The 18823-nt window shown below is 52.0% G+C and carries 17 protein-coding genes and 1 pseudogene; 5 read left to right on the top strand and 13 right to left on the bottom strand.

What is annotated here, in order from left to right:
- Positions 1–2: 2 nt before the first annotated feature.
- From brxC to CTH_RS02150, 4 genes are all read right to left on the bottom strand, one after another.
- On the bottom strand, positions 3–3449 hold the full coding sequence (brxC, locus tag CTH_RS02165; RefSeq protein ID WP_107752885.1) for a BREX system P-loop protein BrxC: 3447 nt from the start codon (positions 3447–3449) through the stop codon (positions 3–5).
- Positions 3449–4009: a DUF1788 domain-containing protein gene (locus tag CTH_RS02160; RefSeq protein ID WP_107752883.1), complete on the bottom strand. Its 561-nt coding sequence runs from the start codon at positions 4007–4009 to the stop codon at positions 3449–3451. Before CTH_RS02160 ends, brxC begins: the two co-directional genes overlap by 1 nt.
- Positions 4002–4826 carry a hypothetical protein gene (locus CTH_RS02155; protein WP_107752881.1) on the bottom strand — a complete coding sequence of 275 codons (825 nt, stop codon included), beginning with the start codon at positions 4824–4826 and terminating at the stop codon, positions 4002–4004. Before CTH_RS02155 ends, CTH_RS02160 begins: the two co-directional genes overlap by 8 nt.
- Before the next feature lie 465 nt (positions 4827–5291).
- Positions 5292–5882, bottom strand: coding sequence for a LysE family transporter (locus CTH_RS02150; RefSeq protein ID WP_107752879.1), 591 nt, complete (start codon positions 5880–5882; stop codon positions 5292–5294).
- 119 nt (positions 5883–6001) lie between these two features.
- On the opposite strand from CTH_RS02150, the gene CTH_RS02145 reads away from it, so the two are divergent.
- On the top strand, positions 6002–6556 hold the full coding sequence (locus CTH_RS02145; protein ID WP_107752877.1) for a helix-turn-helix domain-containing protein: 555 nt from the start codon (positions 6002–6004) through the stop codon (positions 6554–6556).
- 24 nt (positions 6557–6580) lie between these two features.
- Here CTH_RS02145 and CTH_RS14345 read toward each other — a convergent pair.
- Positions 6581–6831, bottom strand: a pseudogene (locus tag CTH_RS14345) (DUF6803 family protein).
- A 133-nt stretch (positions 6832–6964) separates the two neighbouring features.
- On the opposite strand from CTH_RS14345, the gene CTH_RS02130 reads away from it, so the two are divergent.
- The gene (locus tag CTH_RS02130) at positions 6965–7234 is read left to right on the top strand and encodes a type II toxin-antitoxin system Phd/YefM family antitoxin (protein ID WP_078665166.1); all 270 of its coding nucleotides are present in this window, start codon (positions 6965–6967) and stop codon (positions 7232–7234) included.
- Positions 7221–7538, top strand: coding sequence for a type II toxin-antitoxin system RelE/ParE family toxin (locus tag CTH_RS02125; RefSeq protein WP_107752875.1), 318 nt, complete (start codon positions 7221–7223; stop codon positions 7536–7538). The genes CTH_RS02130 and CTH_RS02125 overlap by 14 nt, the downstream gene beginning before the upstream one ends.
- Before the next feature lie 156 nt (positions 7539–7694).
- On the opposite strand, the gene glmS is transcribed toward CTH_RS02125, so the two are convergent.
- The 5 genes from glmS to cdaA all read right to left on the bottom strand — a co-directional run bounded on the left by glmS (position 7695) and on the right by cdaA (position 13963).
- Positions 7695–9524, bottom strand: a complete 1830-nt coding sequence (glmS, locus tag CTH_RS02120; RefSeq protein WP_078665168.1) for a glutamine--fructose-6-phosphate transaminase (isomerizing) — start codon at positions 9522–9524, stop codon at positions 7695–7697.
- Between the two features lie 267 nt (positions 9525–9791).
- Positions 9792–11147 (bottom strand): phosphoglucosamine mutase, encoded by a 1356-nt coding sequence (gene glmM, locus CTH_RS02115; RefSeq protein WP_078665169.1) that lies wholly within the window; start codon positions 11145–11147, stop codon positions 9792–9794.
- Position 11148: 1 nt separating this feature from the next.
- Positions 11149–12756, bottom strand: coding sequence for an NAD(P)/FAD-dependent oxidoreductase (locus CTH_RS02110; protein WP_078665170.1), 1608 nt, complete (start codon positions 12754–12756; stop codon positions 11149–11151).
- A gap of 11 nt (positions 12757–12767) precedes the next feature.
- Entirely contained in the window at positions 12768–13163 is a 396-nt protein-coding gene (locus CTH_RS02105) for a CdaR family protein (protein ID WP_078665171.1), read from the bottom strand.
- On the bottom strand, positions 13160–13963 hold the full coding sequence (gene cdaA, locus CTH_RS02100; protein ID WP_078665172.1) for a diadenylate cyclase CdaA: 804 nt from the start codon (positions 13961–13963) through the stop codon (positions 13160–13162). The genes CTH_RS02105 and cdaA overlap by 4 nt, the downstream gene beginning before the upstream one ends.
- Positions 13964–14072: 109 nt before the next feature.
- Between cdaA and CTH_RS02095 the strand changes: the two genes are divergently transcribed.
- Both CTH_RS02095 and CTH_RS02090 read left to right on the top strand, forming a co-directional pair.
- A complete protein-coding gene (locus tag CTH_RS02095) occupies positions 14073–14846 on the top strand; it encodes a DUF881 domain-containing protein (protein ID WP_078665173.1) in 774 nt (257 codons plus the stop codon).
- A gap of 2 nt (positions 14847–14848) precedes the next feature.
- Positions 14849–15532 (top strand): DUF881 domain-containing protein, encoded by a 684-nt coding sequence (locus tag CTH_RS02090; RefSeq protein WP_078665174.1) that lies wholly within the window; start codon positions 14849–14851, stop codon positions 15530–15532.
- An 81-nt stretch (positions 15533–15613) separates the two neighbouring features.
- On the opposite strand, the gene CTH_RS02085 is transcribed toward CTH_RS02090, so the two are convergent.
- From CTH_RS02085 to fabZ, 3 genes are all read right to left on the bottom strand, one after another.
- Positions 15614–17257 (bottom strand): S-layer homology domain-containing protein, encoded by a 1644-nt coding sequence (locus tag CTH_RS02085; protein WP_078665175.1) that lies wholly within the window; start codon positions 17255–17257, stop codon positions 15614–15616.
- Positions 17258–17328: 71 nt separating this feature from the next.
- Complete coding sequence (locus CTH_RS02080; RefSeq protein WP_078665176.1) at positions 17329–18366, bottom strand: glycosyltransferase family 4 protein; 1038 nt, start codon at positions 18364–18366, stop codon at positions 17329–17331.
- Positions 18367–18391: 25 nt separating this feature from the next.
- Complete coding sequence (fabZ, locus tag CTH_RS02075) at positions 18392–18811, bottom strand: 3-hydroxyacyl-ACP dehydratase FabZ (protein WP_078665224.1); 420 nt, start codon at positions 18809–18811, stop codon at positions 18392–18394.
- Between the last annotated feature and the right edge of the window lie 12 nt (positions 18812–18823).

Raw genomic sequence — 18823 nt, 5'->3', positions numbered from 1 at the left:
TCCTACGAGATCACGATGGGGCCGTTCTTAATCCTTTCTAGAAGTTCTCTCTCAATTTTAGCCACCCAGGCTTTAACATCATTTTCTGTCCTCAGAATGCTGCTGGTCAGTTTTACCTTTTGCGTTTTTGGCTCAAGCAACTTCGCAGCTGCCATGGCAGCATTGCTAAACTGTTGAGGAAGGGCATCTGTCCTGGTTTTCCAGCTTGACAGAGGAATTTCCTGGAGACTTCGAAGCAAGGACTCGTCATCTTCTATGGAAAGTCGGGGAACGCTGGCAATACCTTCAGCCGCAAGAATTTTTTGCTTCTGTTCCGGAGATAGTTTCTGCCAGTTCTCATTTCCCTCGAGTGCCGCTCTCTCCCGGTTATATACCGTCTCAAAGTTGGCGTGAGCCTGCCTGACAGCACTACGGAGCACTTTGACGACTGCTCTGTGAATATCCGGAACCGGATCGGGCTCTTCTAACAATCGACGTTCATCGCGCACAGCATTGGCCTGCTTTTGCAGTTCTTCCGCTTCGGGGAGGCCACGGGCGTGTCTCAACAGGATCTGAAGTCTATCCCACGCAGGTTTGCGCTTTGTCGCCAAGTCCGCCAATGCTGACCAATTCTGCAGTTGTTGGGACAAGGTGTCAAACTGTTCCAGTATCGCTGCAAGTTGTTCGTTACCAGCAAGTCCCCGCATTGTTTCCAAATGGGTCTTAGATGGACGCTCAGGCAGTGGCGGATCGCCACCGGCACGCTCGGCCAGGTCCATAAGCTTGGCAAGAAATTGCCCGGCTACAGAAGATTCCTCCCCCGCCTTGCAGCTAAGGCCTGCTGTTTGAAAAAGCTTTCGTAGTTTCATGCGGCTGCGGACATCTATGGTTACCGTTTCTACCCGGAAGTCGGTAGCCGAAATCTTAGCTTGATCCAATTGACCACGGTCAAGCTGGACTCCTTTATATATAGCGCGAAGATGTCCAGTGGCAAAAAGCGTAATCAAAGCAGCGTCAATAGCATCACGCGGCCAGCCATAAGGTGCTTTTTCAAAGGTTTCGCGAATTTCCTTGCCTGTCTTGCCGGATCCGATTTCAGAAAGAATAGCTGAACAGACAGGGTGTTTTTCGGGTGCATCGTTCCAGCCTACAGCCTGGAAGGCGGCTTCGTCGCCATTCTTTGCCCGATTGATAACAGTCGGCCACCGTTCATCATCAGCATCCCGGAAATTCGGAAAGAGGCGGTCCAAGGACGCTTCGGCGGCTGCCTGCACTTTTTCTTTTATGGACAGTTCAAAACGCTCCTGTCCACCGCCCTGAAACACCTTAGCCGCATTAATTACATCCTGGATAATGCTATCCCGGGTAACCTCTGCCGTTTTCATACGAGTGGACATAGCATCGCGAGCTTCCCGTCCCTCTGGAGTTGTAGGAGTACCCTTAAATTCGATGGTCGCTTTAGCCGCCTCATAATCAATAATCGCTTTTTTTAGGTCCTCGGCACTTGCTTTCGGAATATAGACGAAAATAGTCGGGCTGTCATTACCAGCCGCCCGGGCATCGGCCACAACAGTACTTTCGTTTTCTCCCCAGCCGTCACGGACCCAAACCGGGATTTCGTGGCCTTGAGTTTCAGGTGGCTCGCTGCCAAAGTGAATTACCAGCTTACGCGGCACCTTGCACTTCCCCTGGAGAAGTTTAATATTACCAAGGACGTCTATACAGGCCGAATTCAACAGAGCCGAACGTTTACTGGACAAAGCCGTAAGATCATTACTTAGCCGGGTTTGCCGGTTGCGGAATTCACGGTCCCATTCGCTGCTTTCCCGGGTCTGAAGGCTGTATTCCTCGTCCAGCTTGATAAGCTTCCCTTCCTCAACCAGTTTCTCAAGAATCCGTGGAATCTCTCTGCGCAGGGCAGGGCCATCACTGGCCAGGTCGCTTACCAGAAGATCTGCTAACATATCCGTGGTAGCACGGACACCAATATCAGCGACGGCTTCGCGGGGGAGTTTGCGGATGAGGAATATAAGTGCGCAAATACGCTTGGCTAACAAACCTTCCGGAGTTCCATCGTCCAGATTACGAATGGTTTCGTCAATTTCCCGTAAAAGAACCCCAGTGCGAAGCAAGTCTGGCTGGAGTTGGTCAAATATGAAATCAGCCGGCACGACCGTACCCAGAAGTTTTTCGGCAATCTCCCGGACAGCGTCGTGAACAATACGGAGTTGAGTACGAAGTTGGCTACTGGTTCCTGGAACGTCAACGGCACGAAGGACATGCTCCCAAAATCTGCGGCGGACGGGTAAAAGGGGATAGTCTTCGACGATAATGCTCCGGTCTTCACTTCGGGGAGCAATTCGAGTACCGACAAGATGTCGGTCAATTTCACCAGCGTAAGCATTTAATATTTCTTCGATGGCCTTACGCTTATCTGCTTTTTTGGCCAGCACTACCCGGCGAGTTACAGTTTCAACATCCGTATCGGAGAGTTCCACAGGTATTGTAAAACGATCCTTCAATCGCTGAAGAAGCGGAAGATTACCGCTCAGCGCAGTCTGACCAGCCCCTATAAGCAGTATTCGGCTATCAAGCTGCTTACAAAGGGCTTCGGCTACTTCTTGCACATCATATGAACGAGCCGTACTGTCACCTATAAAGAGCTGGACTTCGTCGAGTACAATCGCCGTGCAGGGAAGTTGACCGTTTACAGAAAGGACATCACGAATGATCTGGATGAATTCGGATGTCGAAATATCGTCTACATCAGGAAACTGGGCACGAATAGTGGCTCGCACCTGCTTGAGATCGGAGGCAAAATCAGGGTCAGCCTCCAACAGTGCTTTGGCTATTACCGGACTGGCATATAAATGACGAAGTTCTTGCCGAAAGTCCTTGCCTGAATCTTCCACAACCTTTTCAACCTGACTGTAGATGCCATTTTTTTGAAGCCAAAGGCAAAATTGGGCTTGGGGAAGAGACTCGGGCAGGCCTTTCGAGCGAAAGATAATACTGAGAACAGCCAGACGAAGACTTTTCCCTCCACCGGACGGCAGCGTCCCCCCCGCAGCATGAAGCCCGCCACATCTTTTCCCTAACGTATCCAATTCTTTAAGCAAATCTTTTACTTCCACCGGTAACCTGACCAGCTCACGGGCAGTCGCTCCATCCGACTCAAATTTGGTGTTAACCCATAAGTGGCGGAGCATCTTCAGAAGATGTGATTTACCGCTGCCAAAAAAACCGCTTACCCAAACGGCTGGCTGGCTTGTCGAATCCGCATTGCTCAAGTAAGACTCAAGAATGCGTATAAGTCCGTCTTTATACTGCCCCTCGCAAACAAAATGCTCCAGTTCATAGCGAAGGGTTTCAATCTCTTTAGAAGTGGCCGCTTCAGTAACTGTAGCTACGCCGTCATTGAGCAGTTTTGAAACAATAGGATCTCGTTGGAAAATCTCCCGGTTCTTCATCAATCGCTCACCCCATTATGTAAAGTGATGGGAATAGCCAGGTAATTCCAACCATCTCGTGCACCAAGAAGACGATAATTGTTATTTTCGAATTCGCCCGGGAAAAAGACTACCAATCGCCCACGAATATCTCTTACTACTTCTTTCAGAACCGACGATACTTTAGTGAATCCGTACAGGCTGGCAACGCCATAAACAGCAACCACAGTGTCAGAGTCAACATCTTCACCAGTAAGTACTTTACGGAGTTCAGCGGCTGCAAAATACGGGAATTCACTCTCAAGGGGTATCGCCAGATTTTCGGGCTCCTCGAAATAAACTTCCTTGTATTCTAACCCGCTCATCCATCGGGCGAAGGTTTGGGTAAAGTCGAAAGATTTCCATTTATGTCCAGATTCAATGGTCGCCATCTCGAACAATTCTAACCTGGCACGGAGTTTACGCTCATGGGCTGGAGCATAGACAACAAAAATCATCCTTTGCTCGCCGGCCAGATTACGCTGCCATGGCGTAGCAATATGGTTACGATAGCGGTTTGCCAGCTCTTCAATTCTACTCACGAATCAGCCTCCTTTCATCCTCGGTTAACATACGGTCAACTGAAACTTCGATTATACCGCCGGAATAGCTTATATCCAAGAATCCAAAGCGCTTCGCATCCATTGCCAAGGAAATAAGTTCCTCTGGGGGTGTATCAAGCACCTTTGTCCATAATGTTTTGAATAAACCGGGACCCCGGGCACCAAGTAAGTAACCTAAAAGAAGAGCATATGCGGTGACGACAGGTGTAGGCTCAACTTTTTGGCGAATCTTACGAACACGACCTTTTAAGTGTCCTGACTGGGTCCAGGATGAAGAAGCGTTGCGCACAACCTTATCAAGCGTGCTATCATTTAGTCGGTTCCTAGTACTTTCGCGAAGGACATCTATCATCTGTTGCCGGGCCAGTTCTTCCCCTGGTTGCATCCGGAGAATGGGGAGGGATGTAACTCGTAGAAGGGGATCCCGGGCCATAGCAGTAAGTAAGGCAAGAAGTGGGTGACCTTTCTCATCTGCGTTCCAGCAATAACGCAAAATCCTAAATATAGGCAGCGATGGATCGAGACCATATAACTCCCGCATACGCTGACTGGAAAGTCTTCGAGTCGCAACTGTCCGCTTGCCCAGGCAATTGTAGTCAACAATTGCCGTTACATAGTCATCACGCGTCGCATCTTCTGCACATTCATGAAGTAATAACGATAACTCTTCCAGCATAATGGTTCTGCTCGTGTGGGTTCCCTTATCACCAAAGCGGAAGCCTATCTCCTCCCAAAGGGAATAAGGTAATGAGTCTGCATCCTGTTTTATGTCGGCTAAAATTGGATCATTCTTCATGTGTTTTTACACCATCCTTTTGCCGGCAAGTTTGCCGGCAAAATTATTATACCTTATTTTGGTAGTATTGGCAAGTAAAAAATTTATAAATTCCACGCTGCCGGCCTATTGGTCTCATAAACATAGAGGGGGCCCTTTTGAAAACCAGCTCGTTACGCACCACGCATTACGGATCATAAGGCTTATAAATTTCTTCGCAAAAGGCTCGCTATAATAGATATCTAAACTCAATTCGTCCACCTACACTACTACGGTTCATTCCGCATCTATACTTCGCATCGGTACTCTCATACGGCTACTGCTACCTTCACCGTTCGGGACTTTCACCCTATAGACAACGCCCATGCCGGGCGCACAAACAGAGCAGGCACGAGGACTCTCTTCGTGCCTGCTCACTATATACATATAGAGTTGTTTGTATGGAAATGTAACACTGTTGAATAAATTTTTCAGCTTCCTGATAATTTACTTAACCATACCTGATATAGAAACAGCGCTATAAATCAGCAATAAGCCCAATACTATATTAAACGGCCGCCGATAACGGGCCAAAAAGCGCTTAAACACCACTCCAAATAGGGCCCAGCTGGAGGTAGCCACCAGGCCTACAAAGGCTAGAAAGAGGGAAAACAGGAATAGAGTCAGCGGAGATCTGTAATGAGTAATAATAAAATTGGAGATAACCGTAATGCCATATAGAATCACCTTGGGATTGACAAACTGCATGGTCAGACCGGCCAGAAAAGAGTTGAGTTGCGCATTCCCCTCTTTTTCCTCCGGTTCCCCGCTCTTCATAATTATAATCGCCAGGTAGAGCATATAGACGGCACCGATGATACCCATTAGCATCTGTACTTTAGGCAACAGATTGAACAGCCAGAGGTTAAAATAACTGCACACCAGCATGATCAGAGCGAAACCGGTAAAAACCCCCAGTAAAAACTTTACGGTTTTGCGAAAACCGAATAGGTTTGCATTGACCAGAGCCATGATATTATTGGGGCCCGGAGTAAAGGTCACCACAAAGACGTATAGAAAAGCTAACCAGTTGGCCATTGACCCTCCCTCCTGTCTCTCAGTATAATAAAATAGGTTAACCGTTTACTATAATAAACAGTTTCGTAGTATTATACAATGTATCTACTATATAATACAAGATGTTGAGGTGAGCCTGTTTGGAAAATCTTAATTCTGTTATTGCCTCCAACTTAAAACGAATTCGCGAAGAACGAAAACTCAGTCTGGATAAAATGGCCCAGTTGACCGGTGTCAGCAAAAGCATGCTCAGCAAGATCGAGCGGGAAGAAGCCAACCCCACCATCGCAATTATGTGGAAGATAGCCAATGGCCTGAAGATATCCTTTACTTCTTTGTTAAACTCACCCCAATCTGCAACAGAGCTCATCCGCCACCAGGAGCTTCAGCCCCTGGTGGAAGACAATGGCAAATACTATCTTTATCCCTATTTCCCCTACGAGGAGGGCCGCCGCTTTGAAATCTATGGAATTGAAATAAAAAAAGGAGGCTCTTTGCAGGCAGAGCCTCACGGTCAGGGGACGCAGGAATTCATTACTGTATTTAGCGGAGAACTGACTATCCAGGTCGGCTTGAAGGAATATGTGGTCAGGACAGGGGATGCCATCAGGTTTAAAGCGGACAGGCCCCATGCCTATTTTAATGCAGGCGAGGAAACAGTAAGGGCCCAGATGGTTATCTTTTATCCTGAGTAGATAATACCAGCAGTTTATCGCACTTCACATTTTCATCCCACTGCCACCGTGGCTAAAAATATCAGGACTCAGCATTCCAAAAATCATTGCTATATGAGCTACTATGAGGAATATGGCCACTCCAGTACTCCAATTTCTAACAAACTAATCCCGAACAGAGTTATTGATCCAGATAAATAAAAACCTACTGCCAGAATATCTGCAATACCTCGCCACTTTCCGCTAGCAGTAAGAGGAATTACAGCCGTTTTGAAGAGATAGAGAAAAATTCCCATAAGCCCGTTTTGTGGTGATTACACTAATGTGCAAATCTTTGGCCAGCTGCCGGATCGAGAGGAGAAGCCTATTTATATTCTATTAGAATTATCGTATAATAAAAGTAGAATATTCTACTAGGGGGCCAATTAAATGATTATAAAATCATCTACAATGCTTCGTAATAAATATAATACCATTTCCCAGCTTGCCCATGAAAAAGCAGAACCTATATACATCACAAAAAATGGTGAAGGCGATCTTGTAATAATGAGTATTGAGGCTTTTGAACGTCGAGAAGCTATGCTTGATCTCCGCGAAAAATTATTGTTGGCCGAACAACAACGCCTTGCTGGCGAGCCAACCATCACGCTTGCTGAGGCACAAAAACGGCTCAAGGAGAAAATCCATGGAAAAATATAATGTAGAACTACTCCCTGCCGCATATACAGACCTAGACGAGATATTTGATTATATTATGGTAGATAATCCAAGCGCTGCAGATAGTATACTTGAAAGTATTATGCACGCCTTGAGCCGTTTAGAGAATTTTCCTCATTCTGGAACCCCGTTACTCGATCCCTCGCTGAAAAAGTTTAATTTCCGCATGATTATCGTTGAACCTTATATAGCTTTTTACCGGGTTATAGAAAATAAAGTATATGTATATCGCGTATTACATGGTGCCCGAAATTATACACATTTATTAATAAAAGAATTAAAATAAGCCTATAATCGGTGTAGCGCTGAACAATTGGATTCGTGCACCTCAGTCCGTACGTTCAGCTAACGGTAGGTACTCACCAACCCCAGCTCGAGAATATCACTCGTTAGATACAACAAAAAGGGCTGAGCTCGTCGCTCAACCCTTTTCCTTTTCATTTTACTCCACAGTCACACTCTTGGCCAGATTCCGCGGTTTATCCACATCACAGCCGCGGGCCACCGCCACATAGTAGGCGATCAACTGCAGGGGCACTACCGTCAGCACCGCACTGGTCAGCTTATGGGTGCGGGGAATATAGATCACCTCATCCACACTCTTGGCCAGCTCCTCTTCCCCTTCGAAAGTGATGCCCACCACCGAGGCATCGCGGGCCTTGACCTCCTTGATATTGCTCACCATCTTATCGAAGACATCCATCTGGGTAGCCAGGGCCAGCACCAGAATCCCCTCGACGATGAGGGCCAGGGTACCGTGCTTCAGCTCCCCGGCGGCATAGGCCTCTGCGTGGATATAGGAGATCTCCTTCAGCTTGAGAGAGCCTTCCATAGCCACTGCATAGTCGATGCTGCGGCCCAGGAAGAACACATCCTCACAGTGGGCGTATTTCTGCACAAAACCCTTGATTTCCTCTTCCCGGCCCAGGATGGCTTCCACCTGAGCGGGCAGTTCCCGCAGGGCGGTGACCACTTCCCTGATTTGCTCCTGGGTAAGGGTACCCCGCTGCTGGGCCAGGTAGAGGCCGAGCAGGTACATCACCACCAGCTGGGTGGTGTAGGCCTTGGTGGAGGCCACGGCGATTTCGGGACCAGCCCAGGTGTAAATCACCCAGTTGGCTTCACGGGCCACCGAAGAGCCCACCACATTGGTAACGGCCAGCACTCTGGCGCCGCGGTTTTTGGCCTCCCGCAGGGCAGCCAGAGTATCGGCGGTTTCGCCGGACTGGCTGATCACCACTACCAGGGTATCCTGGTCGATAATGGGATTGCGGTAGCGGAATTCGGAAGCGATATCCACTTCCACCGGAATACGGGCCAGGTCTTCGATGACATACTTGCCTACAATTCCGGCGTGATAGGCGGTACCACAGGCGGTGATGAATATCTTCTTGATCTGCTTTACTTCCTCCGGTGTCATTTGCAGTTCTTCCAGCAGGACCCGGGAGTTATCGGTGGCCAGACGGCCGGAGAGGGTGTCCCGCAGGGCCTTGGGCTGTTCGTGGATTTCCTTCAGCATGAAATGAGGATAGCCGCCTTTTTCCGCTGCTTCCACATCCCAGTGGACCCGGAAGACTTCCTTGTTGATTTCCTGCCCCTGCTGATCAAAGACCTTGACCTCATTGGCAGTCAGCAGAACCATTTCCCCGTCATTGAGAATATAGGTATCGCGGGTGTGGCTGAGAATGGCGGGGATGTCAGAGGCAATGAAATTCTCCCCCTGACCCAGGCCAACCACCAGGGGGCTGTCCTTGCGCACGGCCACGATTTTGTCGGGCTCATCCTGGCAGATGATGCCCAGGGCATAGGAGCCCTCAATGTGTTTCACCACTTCCCGAACGGCGGCCAGCAAATCGCCCTGGTAGAAATGTTCCACCAGGTGGGGCAGTACCTCAGTATCCGTTTCCGAGCGGAAGGTGTGGCCATTGGCGGCCAGCCATTCCTTCAGCTTCTGGAAGTTTTCAATAATCCCGTTATGGACAACCGCAAATTTTTCCGCACAGTCAGTATGGGGATGACTGTTGATATCGCTGGGGCGGCCATGAGTGGCCCAGCGGGTATGGCCGATGCCCAGAGTACCCTGGGGAGCATTGTGGGCCAGTTTTTCTGCCAGTATGGCCAGTTTGCCCACGCTTTTTTCCACAGCAATGCCTTGCTCTGTCAGGACAGCGATACCAGCGGAGTCATAACCCCGGTACTCCAGTTTAGCCAGTCCATCCAGCAATATAGGTACAACCGGTTTACTACCGATATAGCCGACGATTCCACACATGCAAGTTATCCTCCTCAAGCCAAAATCCGGGCCCCGGTACGGGTTTTGGCCCTGGCATCACTGCCAGGTTTTGTCCCGTCCTTACGGCCTGGGCCCCTCACCGGAGGGCATCCGCCGAAACCTCGATGCTCCCTCACCTCGTCAACTCCCGCAGGAGTCCCGGCGCTTTTTTTCAGTATGCCCGTTGCTCTTTTTCTTCATGTCTCACCCCCTTAAAAAATTAAGGCCAGGGGGCCGCCCGCAGCAGGCGGCCCGCTTGCTTATAGCCTACATCTGTTCAAAAATGGCGGCAATTTCCCGTACCAGTTTTTCCACTAAGGCTCCGTCCCGGCCTTCGCCCATCACCCGGATCAGGGGTTCAGTGCCGGAAGGCCGCACCAGAATCCGGCCCTGGCCGGCCAGCTGAGCTTCCGCCTGGCGGATAGCTTCCTGGGCCTTGAGGCTGGCCATGGCCGCCTCCTTATCCTTCACCCGCACATTCACCAGGAACTGGGGCAGGCGTTCCATCACCGCAGCTGTTGCGGAAGCGGGTTTACCCGCCTCTTTAATAATATGCAGTAACTGCAATCCCGTCAACACCCCGTCACCGGTAGTGTTGTAGTCCAGAAAAATGATATGCCCTGATTGCTCGCCCCCGAGGACGGCGCCGCTTTCCAGCATTTTTTCCAGGACATAGCGATCCCCTACCCTGGTTTCCAGGATGTTGATGCCCCTGGGCTTTAAAGCTAGATGTAAGCCCAGGTTGGTCATCACCGTTACCACCAGGGTATTCTGTTGGAGTCGGCCCTGTTTTTGCCATGCCAGCGCGCAGAGGGCCATGATTACATCCCCGTCGATAACCTGGCCTTTTTCATCCACAGCCAGCACCCGGTCAGCATCACCATCATGGGCGATCCCCACCTGAGCCCCGTGTTCCACCACCGCTGCCTTGAGAGCGTCCAGATGGGTCGAACCGCAGCCGGCATTGATATTGAGCCCATCAGGCTGGTCATTGATGACCAAAACCTCCGCCCCCAGTTCCCGCAGCAGGCGGGGGGAAACCCGGCAGGCGGCCCCATTGGCGCAATCCACCACCACTTTCAGGCCGCTCAGATCGCCCGGGATGGTGGATTTGAGGAAGGCCAGATAGCGATCTTCCGCATCCTCCAGCTGACGCACCCGGCCAACCTGGGCCCCGATGGGCCGGGGCAGGTGGTCCTCCTCTGCCGTTTCGCCCAGCAGGGCTTCAATAGTTTCCTCCTGTTCATCAGTAAGCTTGTAGCCACTGGGGCCAAAAAACTTGATCCCATTATCCGGAGCTGGATTGTGGGAAGCGGAAATCACTACCCCGCCCTGGGCTCCGTAGGCCCGGATCAGATAGGCTACCGCCGGCGTGGGAATCACCCCGGCCAGCCAGGCATCCACTCCTGCTGAATTAAGACCGGCTACCAGAGCGCTCTCCAGCATCTGGCCGGAAATGCGGGTATCCCGGCCGATCACCAGTGCTGGCCGCTCTATCCCCTGTTCCCGGGCTGCCCGGGCCAGCACTGCACCCCCGGCCCGGCCCAGGCGAAAAGCCAGCTCAGGGGTCAATTCCTGATTGGCAATACCGCGTACCCCATCAGTACCAAACAATTTTCCCATCTCAGTAATCTCCTTCCCGATAGCGCTGGATAATGGCTTCCGCTACTTTCAAGCCATCTACCGCTGCACTCATTATACCTCCGGCATAGCCGGCTCCTTCTCCGGCCGGATAGAGACCAGCAATCTCCAGGGCCTGCCGGTCTTCTCCCCGGTTGATACGGACCGGAGCTGAAGTGCGGGTTTCCACCCCGGTTAAAACCGCGTCGGGGTGGGCAAATCCTTTCAGTTTTTTATCCATATTTATTATAGCTTTTTCCATGGCTTTGGCAACATAATGCGGCAGAGTTCGATGCAAGTCGGCAGGAGTAATACCCGGTCGGTAACTGGCCCCTTTTACTTCTGAACTGGGACGACCGGCCAGAAAGTCCTCTACCCGCTGGGCTGGAGCCTGATAGCTTTCTCCCCCCAGGCGAAAAGCGGCCTGTTCCCATTTTTCCTGAAAAGCGATCCCACCCAGCGGTCCCTCCTCGGGAAAATCAGGAGGGAATACCTGCACTACCAGGGCAGCATTGGCGGTGCCGCTGGCCCGGTCCCGGTTGCTCATGCCATTGGTCACCACCTGGCCTGGTTCTGAAGCAGCGGCCACTACCTGACCGCCGGGGCACATACAGAAAGTGTAGGCTCCCCGCCCGCTCTCCTCATCCTGATAGGTCAGGTGATAATCCGCCGCTCCCAGGCGAGGATGCCCGGCAAAGGCGCCATACTGGGCCCGGTCGATCAGGGCCTGGGGATGTTCAATGCGGGCACCGATGGCAAAGGCTTTAGGCGTAAGGCTGACCTGATGCCGGTGTAACATGCGATAGGTATCGCGGGCACTGTGACCTACTGCCAGGATCACTACTTCAGCCGGAATTTCCTGCGTATGGTTAACAATGACTCCCTGTATCCGGTCTCCTTCCAGAATCAAGTCGGTAACCCGGGCCAGGAAGCGCACCTCCCCGCCCAGTGCCTCGATCTGACGGCGCAGATTGACCACCACCCGGCGCAATATATCCGTACCGATATGCGGCTTATGTACATAGAGAATATCCTCCGGTGCCCCGGCCTTAACCAGCTCCTTCAGCACCAGAAAGCGGCGGGGGTCATCGATGCGGGTAGTGAGTTTGCCATCGGAAAAGGTCCCAGCACCCCCTTCCCCGAACTGGACATTGCTGCGGGGATCCAGGTTGCCGGTGCTCCAGAATTCCTCCACCGCTGCTGCCCGGCTGTGGACATCGGCTCCCCGTTCCAGCACCAGCGGCCGATAACCATAGCGGGCCAGCAGCAAGGCGGCAAACAGCCCCGCAGGCCCTGCTCCTACCACAATGGGCCGCTGGTTCAAAAGCAGACTGCCTTTGTTCAGTTCCGGTTCCGCAGCCGGTGTAGAGACGGCTGCAATTTGCCCTTTGCCCCGGCAGCGGGCCAGCACCCGTTCTTCCTGAGTTACCTCCACATCAACGGCATAGACGAACCAGATCCTGTCCTTGCGCCGGGCATCTACCGAGCGCCGCACGATTTGCAGACTAAGGATATCCTTTTCCTTCAGGCCCAGCTCCCGGGCCGCCTGGCGGGTAAGTTCCCGTTCACTGTGTTCCAGCGGTAACCTGAGATTATTGATGCGAATAGCCATAGGCAGCCTCCTTAGCGGGTTTTGTTCCAGGGTTCCAAACGAATAGCAATCTGGGCCGGACTCACTTCCAGCAGGCGGGCATCTTCGGGTACCTGCACTTTGACTTTGGCCCAGTTCAGGCCGGCTTTGGCCTGGCTCAAATCCACTTCCGCCTTGACTTCAGCACCGGTCCGGTTGCCCCAGAGCGGCAGGGTAGTCTTGTTTCCTCTCAGGTAACGGACATTCACCGTGGGCTGCATTTCTACGATGACCAGCTGTGCTGGCTGGTTTTTGACCACTACTGGTACTGTCGCCTGAATCTCCTGCTGGCCCCCGGTTTCCAGCTGATTGACGTAAAACCAGAGGACAATAGCAGTCAGGAGAGCCAGCAATTTCAGTCCGGTATTGCGTTCCCAGAATCTTTTCATCTTACTTTCCTCCACCAGGGCCGGTTCTGGTTTTCCGGCGCACTGTATAGAACCTCCAGCATTTCTTTAAGGGATTTTTCACTTAAATAGCGAGTCAGGTTGCCTTCCTGAGCAACGGAAATGGTACCTGTTTCTTCCGAAACTACAATAGCAACCGCATCGGAAACTTCACTGATACCCAGGGCGGCCCGGTGGCGGGTACCCAGCTCCCGCCCTACCTCCCGGTTTTCCGACAGAGGTAACAGGCAGCCCGCTGCTACCACTCGCTCCCCATCGATGATTACCGCTCCGTCATGGAGGGGGGTATTGGGACTAAAGATATTAGCCAGCAATTCGCGGGAAACCACTCCATCGATATATGTACCCGTTTCCGTAAATTCATGCAATTTGCTTTCCCCCACCAGTACGATTAACATCCCTATTTTCTGCTGACTGGCCTGGCTGATGGCCCGAACCAGCTCCTCCAGCAACCGTTTTCTGGCCTCTGGCCCCAGCTGCCGGGAAGAGCTGGCAAAGATTTTGCCTCGTCCCAGTTGTTCCAGGGCGCGGCGCAATTCCGGCTGAAACACTACCGGCAGGGCCACAAACACCATCCCAATCGTTTTTTGCAATAACCAGTTAATAGTATAGAGTCCAGCCCACTGGCTGATAATGGTGACCGCCAGCAATATACCCAGCCCTTTCAAGAGCTGGATGGCACGGGTTCCCTTAATTAACAAAAAGATTTTATATAAAACAAAAGTAACAAGGGCTATGTCTAACAAAGCGATAATGCTATAATAGGTGTTAGAGCCGGGCATACCCTGACCTCCCTATCCTTCCAAAGACTATAAAGAAATTCGCTTTAAATTGATAAATCCCTTTCTTTTCCGCATAAATTCCCAGAAATTTTGCAGGAGGCACAGGAAAATGAAACTCTCCCTCAAGCGCCGGGAACTATCACCCTGGCAAGCCCCTATCGCCTTAATTGCGGTTTTGACCGGTTTACTCATTGCCATCGATTTGCGCATCCATGACCAGTTAACCAACGGTCCCAATACCAAGCGGGCAGAGACCCTGGCCGCCATGGCCTCCCGCCTGGAAAAGGAAAACAAGGCTATAGAAAAAGAAGTCAGCAGTCTACGCCAGCAGCTGGCAGAATGGGAAGCCAGCCAGAAGGCAGAAGGCAGCCTGACACTGCAAGCAATCAGGGCCCAAATGGATTTGACCCGCGCCCTCGTCGGTCTGACACCAGTGGAAGGACCGGGAGTGGTAATAGTGGTCAATGACCGCACGGAGGCCCTGGAACTGGCCCGCAAGGAAAACCAGCAAGTGGATTACTGGGATTATCTGGTCCATGACAGCGACCTGGTCTACCTGGTCAATGACCTCAGGGCAGGGGGTGCCGAAGCCATCGCTGTCAATGGTGAGCGGATAATCAGTTCCAGTGATATCAAGTGCGGCGGCTTTATCGTTTTCACCAATTCCAACCGTTTGACCGCCCCCTATCAGATCAAGGCCATCGGGGACCCCGTCGCCTTGAAACGGGCTGTGGAAAGGGGCTTTACTTATAGTGTGCTCAAATCTCTGGATTATCCCATCCGAATCGAACAACACCAGAAAATCCTCGTGCCGGCCTACAGTGGTGCCCTGGCCCTGCGCTACGGCCAGCCGCTGACTCCACCGGCTGAGAAAGGAAGTTAAGCATGCACTGGCAGAAATTAAAGCTACCTCTGGCTTTTACCACTTTCAGCCTGGGGCTGCTGGTATCAGTCCAGCTCAACACCCAGGAAGCAGCCCTCAGAGACTATACGGCACAGAGCCAGGAAAACCTGGCTTCAGTGATCAAGACCCTGAATGAAAAGCGGGAAGCTCTATTACAGGAAAAGTGGGAGCTGGAGAACCGCCTGCGCCTGATCAAGTCCGACCCCAGCCAGGGCCAGCGTCTCCTTTCCGCCCTGAGGGAAGAAAACAGCCGCCTGCGAGCTGCCGGTGCCCTGGCACCCCTGCGGGGGCCTGGCATTACCATCACCGTTTCCAGTCAGACGCCCATCGGTTATGATGACCTGATCCGCATTATCAATGAGCTCTGGAATGTGGGGGCTGAAGGTATAGCCATAAATGGCATCCGCCTGACCCAGTATACTGCCATCACCCAGAGTGCCAGTGGCAATACCATTGTCGGCAGTCATGCCATAACCTACCCCTATGTAATCCAGGCCATCGGTGACAGTGCCTCGCTTACCGCTGGTATCAATATTCTGGGCGGAACCCTGGATCAGCTAATCAATGTCAATGGAGTCAAGATCGAAGTAAAAACCAGCCAGGATTTGCTCCTACCGGCCGGCCAGGCCCCCACAGCTTTTAAATATGCCAGAGTACCGGACTAAAAAATACCCGGCACCCAAAAACAATCCCCCTATGTTAGCTTTTATAACTACCATAGGGGGAATTTATTTTTTGTCCTGAACTCAAAGCAATTTACTCAAAGCTACGGAAAATTCAATTCTGGTCGTCGCCCGATCCGGATTAAAATATCCCTGTTGATTGCCATACATCAGCCCACGGCGAACATCATCCCGGATAATGTCCCTGGCCCAGTGGTTGGTGGTATCAGGAAAAAGGCCACCACTTTGCGCTACGGGCAATTGGTCCACACCCGGCAAACGGGCCAGTACCGCCGCCAGCTCCGCTCTAGTCACCAGCTTGTCAGGATAGAAATAGCCCTGGGGCGTCCCTTTCAGCCAGCCCCGGCTGGCTGCCCAGTTGATATACCAGGCATAACTATGGTTGCTTGTATCCTTGAAGACCGGTGGTGTTTGGGTCGCTGGAGCCTGTGGGAAGGCCCGCTGCAGAAAAACTGCCAGCTGGGCCCGGGTGATATTGCCCCAGGGAACAAAGTTGTTATAAGCATTGGGTACAAGAATCTTTCTTGCAGTTACTTTCTCTACCTGGAGATAACCCCAGTAATCGGGCCCAATATCCCAGAACAACCAGCCCCTGGGGACAGCAGTCGGTGCCGGGAGGTTAGACAGATTTATCACTAATATTGGCGAGGAAACCACATACCCGCTGGCATCTCTGGCAAAGACCCGAAAATAATAAGAACCCGTTTCCCGCCCCAGGTAAAACCTGGCCTCCCGGTTATCTCCAAAGGTATAGGCAACCGGAGCAGCCAGAGTATCATTGGGCCCGTGATAGACCAGAGTGTATTCCAGGCTGGCAGGATAGCGGTCATCTACCGCCTGACTCCAGGAGAAAGTAAGGTAATGGCCCCTTTCATCCTGGCCGCTGCCGGTTAATGCCAGCTGGGGTGGCTTAGGCGGCTGATTGGTAGCTGCAGGCAGACCGGCCAGCTGCCGCCAGTAGGCTTCCAGCCCCGGCACCTGAGCTGCCAGAGGCAGGGCCAGGTTTTCCTGGGGAGAAAGATTATAGCTGCTGCTGCTGAAATAGCCAAACTGGCTGGTGAATTTAGTAAACTGGCGGGCCTGGGGAGAACCAAAGAGCTGGGCATAATCATCAGCCGCAATCTCTGCCGGGTCCCAGGCATGGCTGCCGTTATTTACCCTCGGGTCCCGAATCCCCTGCCGGATATCATACCAGGGAGTGCGCCAGTAGTTGTCAAAGGTTACACCATATTTAGTCCAGAAATAGTAGACCGTAAAATGGTGACCATATTCATGGGCCATAGTTTTGGCGACATCAGCCAGCTCTGTCTGCTCGTCACCGCCAAATAAAAAAATCGGCCGTTTAGGTGTGACATATCTCTGTCCTCTGCTGTCCCAGCCCAGTTCCGGAACATAAAGACCTCCTACGCCCCGGCCCAGGGGATAATCAGGGTAAATAACCACTCCACCCAGGTAATCCCATTCCTTACCGTGAACATTGTTTTTTAACTCATAATATAAGGCCTGTAATTTGCCAGGGTCAGACCAGGCAGAGGACAAACTTACGATTTCTTTACCGTCTGGTGCTGTATAAATTGCCACTACCGGCTCCAAAGGCAGTTGCTCATAATACCACCAGGGTTCTGCGGCTCCAGCCCCGTTTGCGCCCCCCAGAAGCAGGACTAGCAGCATTACTGCCCCAAGCCAGAATTTTGCGCTGTTTTTCATCAATTTCCCTCCCTACCGCTCCTGGAAAATAAAAGGGTTCTATCCGGAAGATAGAAACCCTCTACCCAACTTTAGTGTCTATGGTGATGGACCTCATAGCCTCTCCGCCCAATCACACCCAGCCAGCGCCCCCCCATAAAGGCGAGCAAGGTCAACGCCCCCAGTACCAGCCAGCCTAAACGGGCAGGCAGGAAGCTGACCAGAATCCCTGCCAGGGAAAAAATAGCGTGGATCAGGTAAATAGCCAGTACCGCCTGTTTGTGGGATAAACCCAAAGCCATCAGGCGGTGATGTAAATGGGCCTTATCTGCCTGAAAGATGGGTTTGCCATTCGCCATTCTCCTGACGATGGCAAAGGTAGTATCCAGCACCGGTACCCCCACCAGCAGGATGGGAACGAACACCGACATGACAAAAGCCCCTTTGGCTACCCCCATGATGGAAAGGGCCGCCAGGGCAAAGCCCAGAAAGAGGCTGCCCGCATCCCCCATGAAAATGGAGGCCGGATGAAAGTTATATTTCATAAAGCCCAGGGTAGCCGCAGCCAGCAACCAGGCCAGGATAGCTACCGCCGGATCCTGTTGCCAGGCCACAATCCCCATGGTGACAGCCCCGATTACACTGGTACCTGCCGCCAGGCCATCCAGGCCGTCAATCAGGTTAACAGCATTGCTGATCCCGACCAGCCAGAAAAGGGTAACCGGATAGGCCCACCAGTCCAGGAAGATCACACCCCCATCCAGGGGATTGGTGATCACACTGACTTTCACGCCAAAGGCCATCAATACGATCGCAGCTATTACCTGGCCCATCAATTTAACTTTCGGTGATATTTCCATAATATCGTCCAGACACCCAGTTGCTACAATAATACCTCCCGACAGGATCAGCCCCCAGACTTCCGGACGATATCCCTGAGTCAACAGGGCCAGGGCTGCAAAAGCCAGATAAATCGCCACACCACCCATGCGGGGCATCACCCGGGCATGGACTTTACGGTGGTTGGGCTGGTCTACCGCCCCCACCTTAAAAGCCAGCTTCCTGACCAGCGGTGTAGTCAATAGAGCCATGCCCCAGGCCGCTGCCAGGGATAAAGCCATTGTCTCCATCTTTCTCCTCTCCAGTCCTCTGACATTAGCTTAAGGCAAACATCAATTCCCCTTCACAGACTACTTGCCCATCGACAGTAGCCACCCCACGGGCCTTGCCGACAGTACCTTTCAGTTTCAGCAATTCCGTCTCCAGGCGCAGCTGGTCACCCGGCAAGACCTGGCGGCGAAAACGCACGCCATCAATGCCAGCAAAGAAGGCCAAACGGCCTTTAAACTGCTCCTGGGACAGGATGGCTACTGCCCCTACCTGGGCCAGCGCTTCCACGATCAGCACCCCCGGCATTACTGGATAACCGGGGAAATGCCCGGGAAAAAAAGGCTCATTGATAGTGACATTTTTGATACCCACCGCTCGTTTGCCCGCTTCCAGTTCCAGAATGCGGTCTACCAGCAAAAAGGGATAGCGATGGGGTATAATCTCCATAATTTCCCTGGCTTCCATGACCACTCCCAA

This window comes from Carboxydocella thermautotrophica (genome assembly GCA_003054495.1).
Taxonomy (GTDB): domain Bacteria; phylum Bacillota.
The sequence above is the reverse complement of the archived record's forward strand: the minus strand, read 5'-3'. Positions and strand labels throughout refer to the sequence as shown.

Excerpts from the sequence above, each read along its gene's own strand:
- brxC (WP_107752885.1), bottom strand. The coding sequence starts at position 3,449 with ATGAAGAACCGGGAGATTTTCCAACGAGATCCTATTGTTTCAAAACTG.
- CTH_RS02155 (WP_107752881.1), bottom strand. The coding sequence starts at position 4,826 with ATGAAGAATGATCCAATTTTAGCCGACATAAAACAGGATGCAGACTCA.
- CTH_RS02150 (WP_107752879.1), bottom strand. The coding sequence starts at position 5,882 with ATGGCCAACTGGTTAGCTTTTCTATACGTCTTTGTGGTGACCTTTACT.
- CTH_RS02130 (WP_078665166.1), top strand. The coding sequence starts at position 6,965 with ATGATTATAAAATCATCTACAATGCTTCGTAATAAATATAATACCATT.
- CTH_RS02125 (WP_107752875.1), top strand. The coding sequence starts at position 7,221 with ATGGAAAAATATAATGTAGAACTACTCCCTGCCGCATATACAGACCTA.
- glmS (WP_078665168.1), bottom strand. The coding sequence starts at position 9,524 with ATGTGTGGAATCGTCGGCTATATCGGTAGTAAACCGGTTGTACCTATA.
- glmM (WP_078665169.1), bottom strand. The coding sequence starts at position 11,147 with ATGGGAAAATTGTTTGGTACTGATGGGGTACGCGGTATTGCCAATCAG.
- CTH_RS02110 (WP_078665170.1), bottom strand. The coding sequence starts at position 12,756 with ATGGCTATTCGCATCAATAATCTCAGGTTACCGCTGGAACACAGTGAA.
- CTH_RS02105 (WP_078665171.1), bottom strand. The coding sequence starts at position 13,163 with ATGAAAAGATTCTGGGAACGCAATACCGGACTGAAATTGCTGGCTCTC.
- cdaA (WP_078665172.1), bottom strand. The coding sequence starts at position 13,963 with ATGCCCGGCTCTAACACCTATTATAGCATTATCGCTTTGTTAGACATA.
- CTH_RS02095 (WP_078665173.1), top strand. The coding sequence starts at position 14,073 with ATGAAACTCTCCCTCAAGCGCCGGGAACTATCACCCTGGCAAGCCCCT.
- CTH_RS02090 (WP_078665174.1), top strand. The coding sequence starts at position 14,849 with ATGCACTGGCAGAAATTAAAGCTACCTCTGGCTTTTACCACTTTCAGC.
- CTH_RS02085 (WP_078665175.1), bottom strand. The coding sequence starts at position 17,257 with ATGAAAAACAGCGCAAAATTCTGGCTTGGGGCAGTAATGCTGCTAGTC.
- CTH_RS02080 (WP_078665176.1), bottom strand. The coding sequence starts at position 18,366 with ATGGAGACAATGGCTTTATCCCTGGCAGCGGCCTGGGGCATGGCTCTA.
- fabZ (WP_078665224.1), bottom strand. The coding sequence starts at position 18,811 with ATGGAAGCCAGGGAAATTATGGAGATTATACCCCATCGCTATCCCTTT.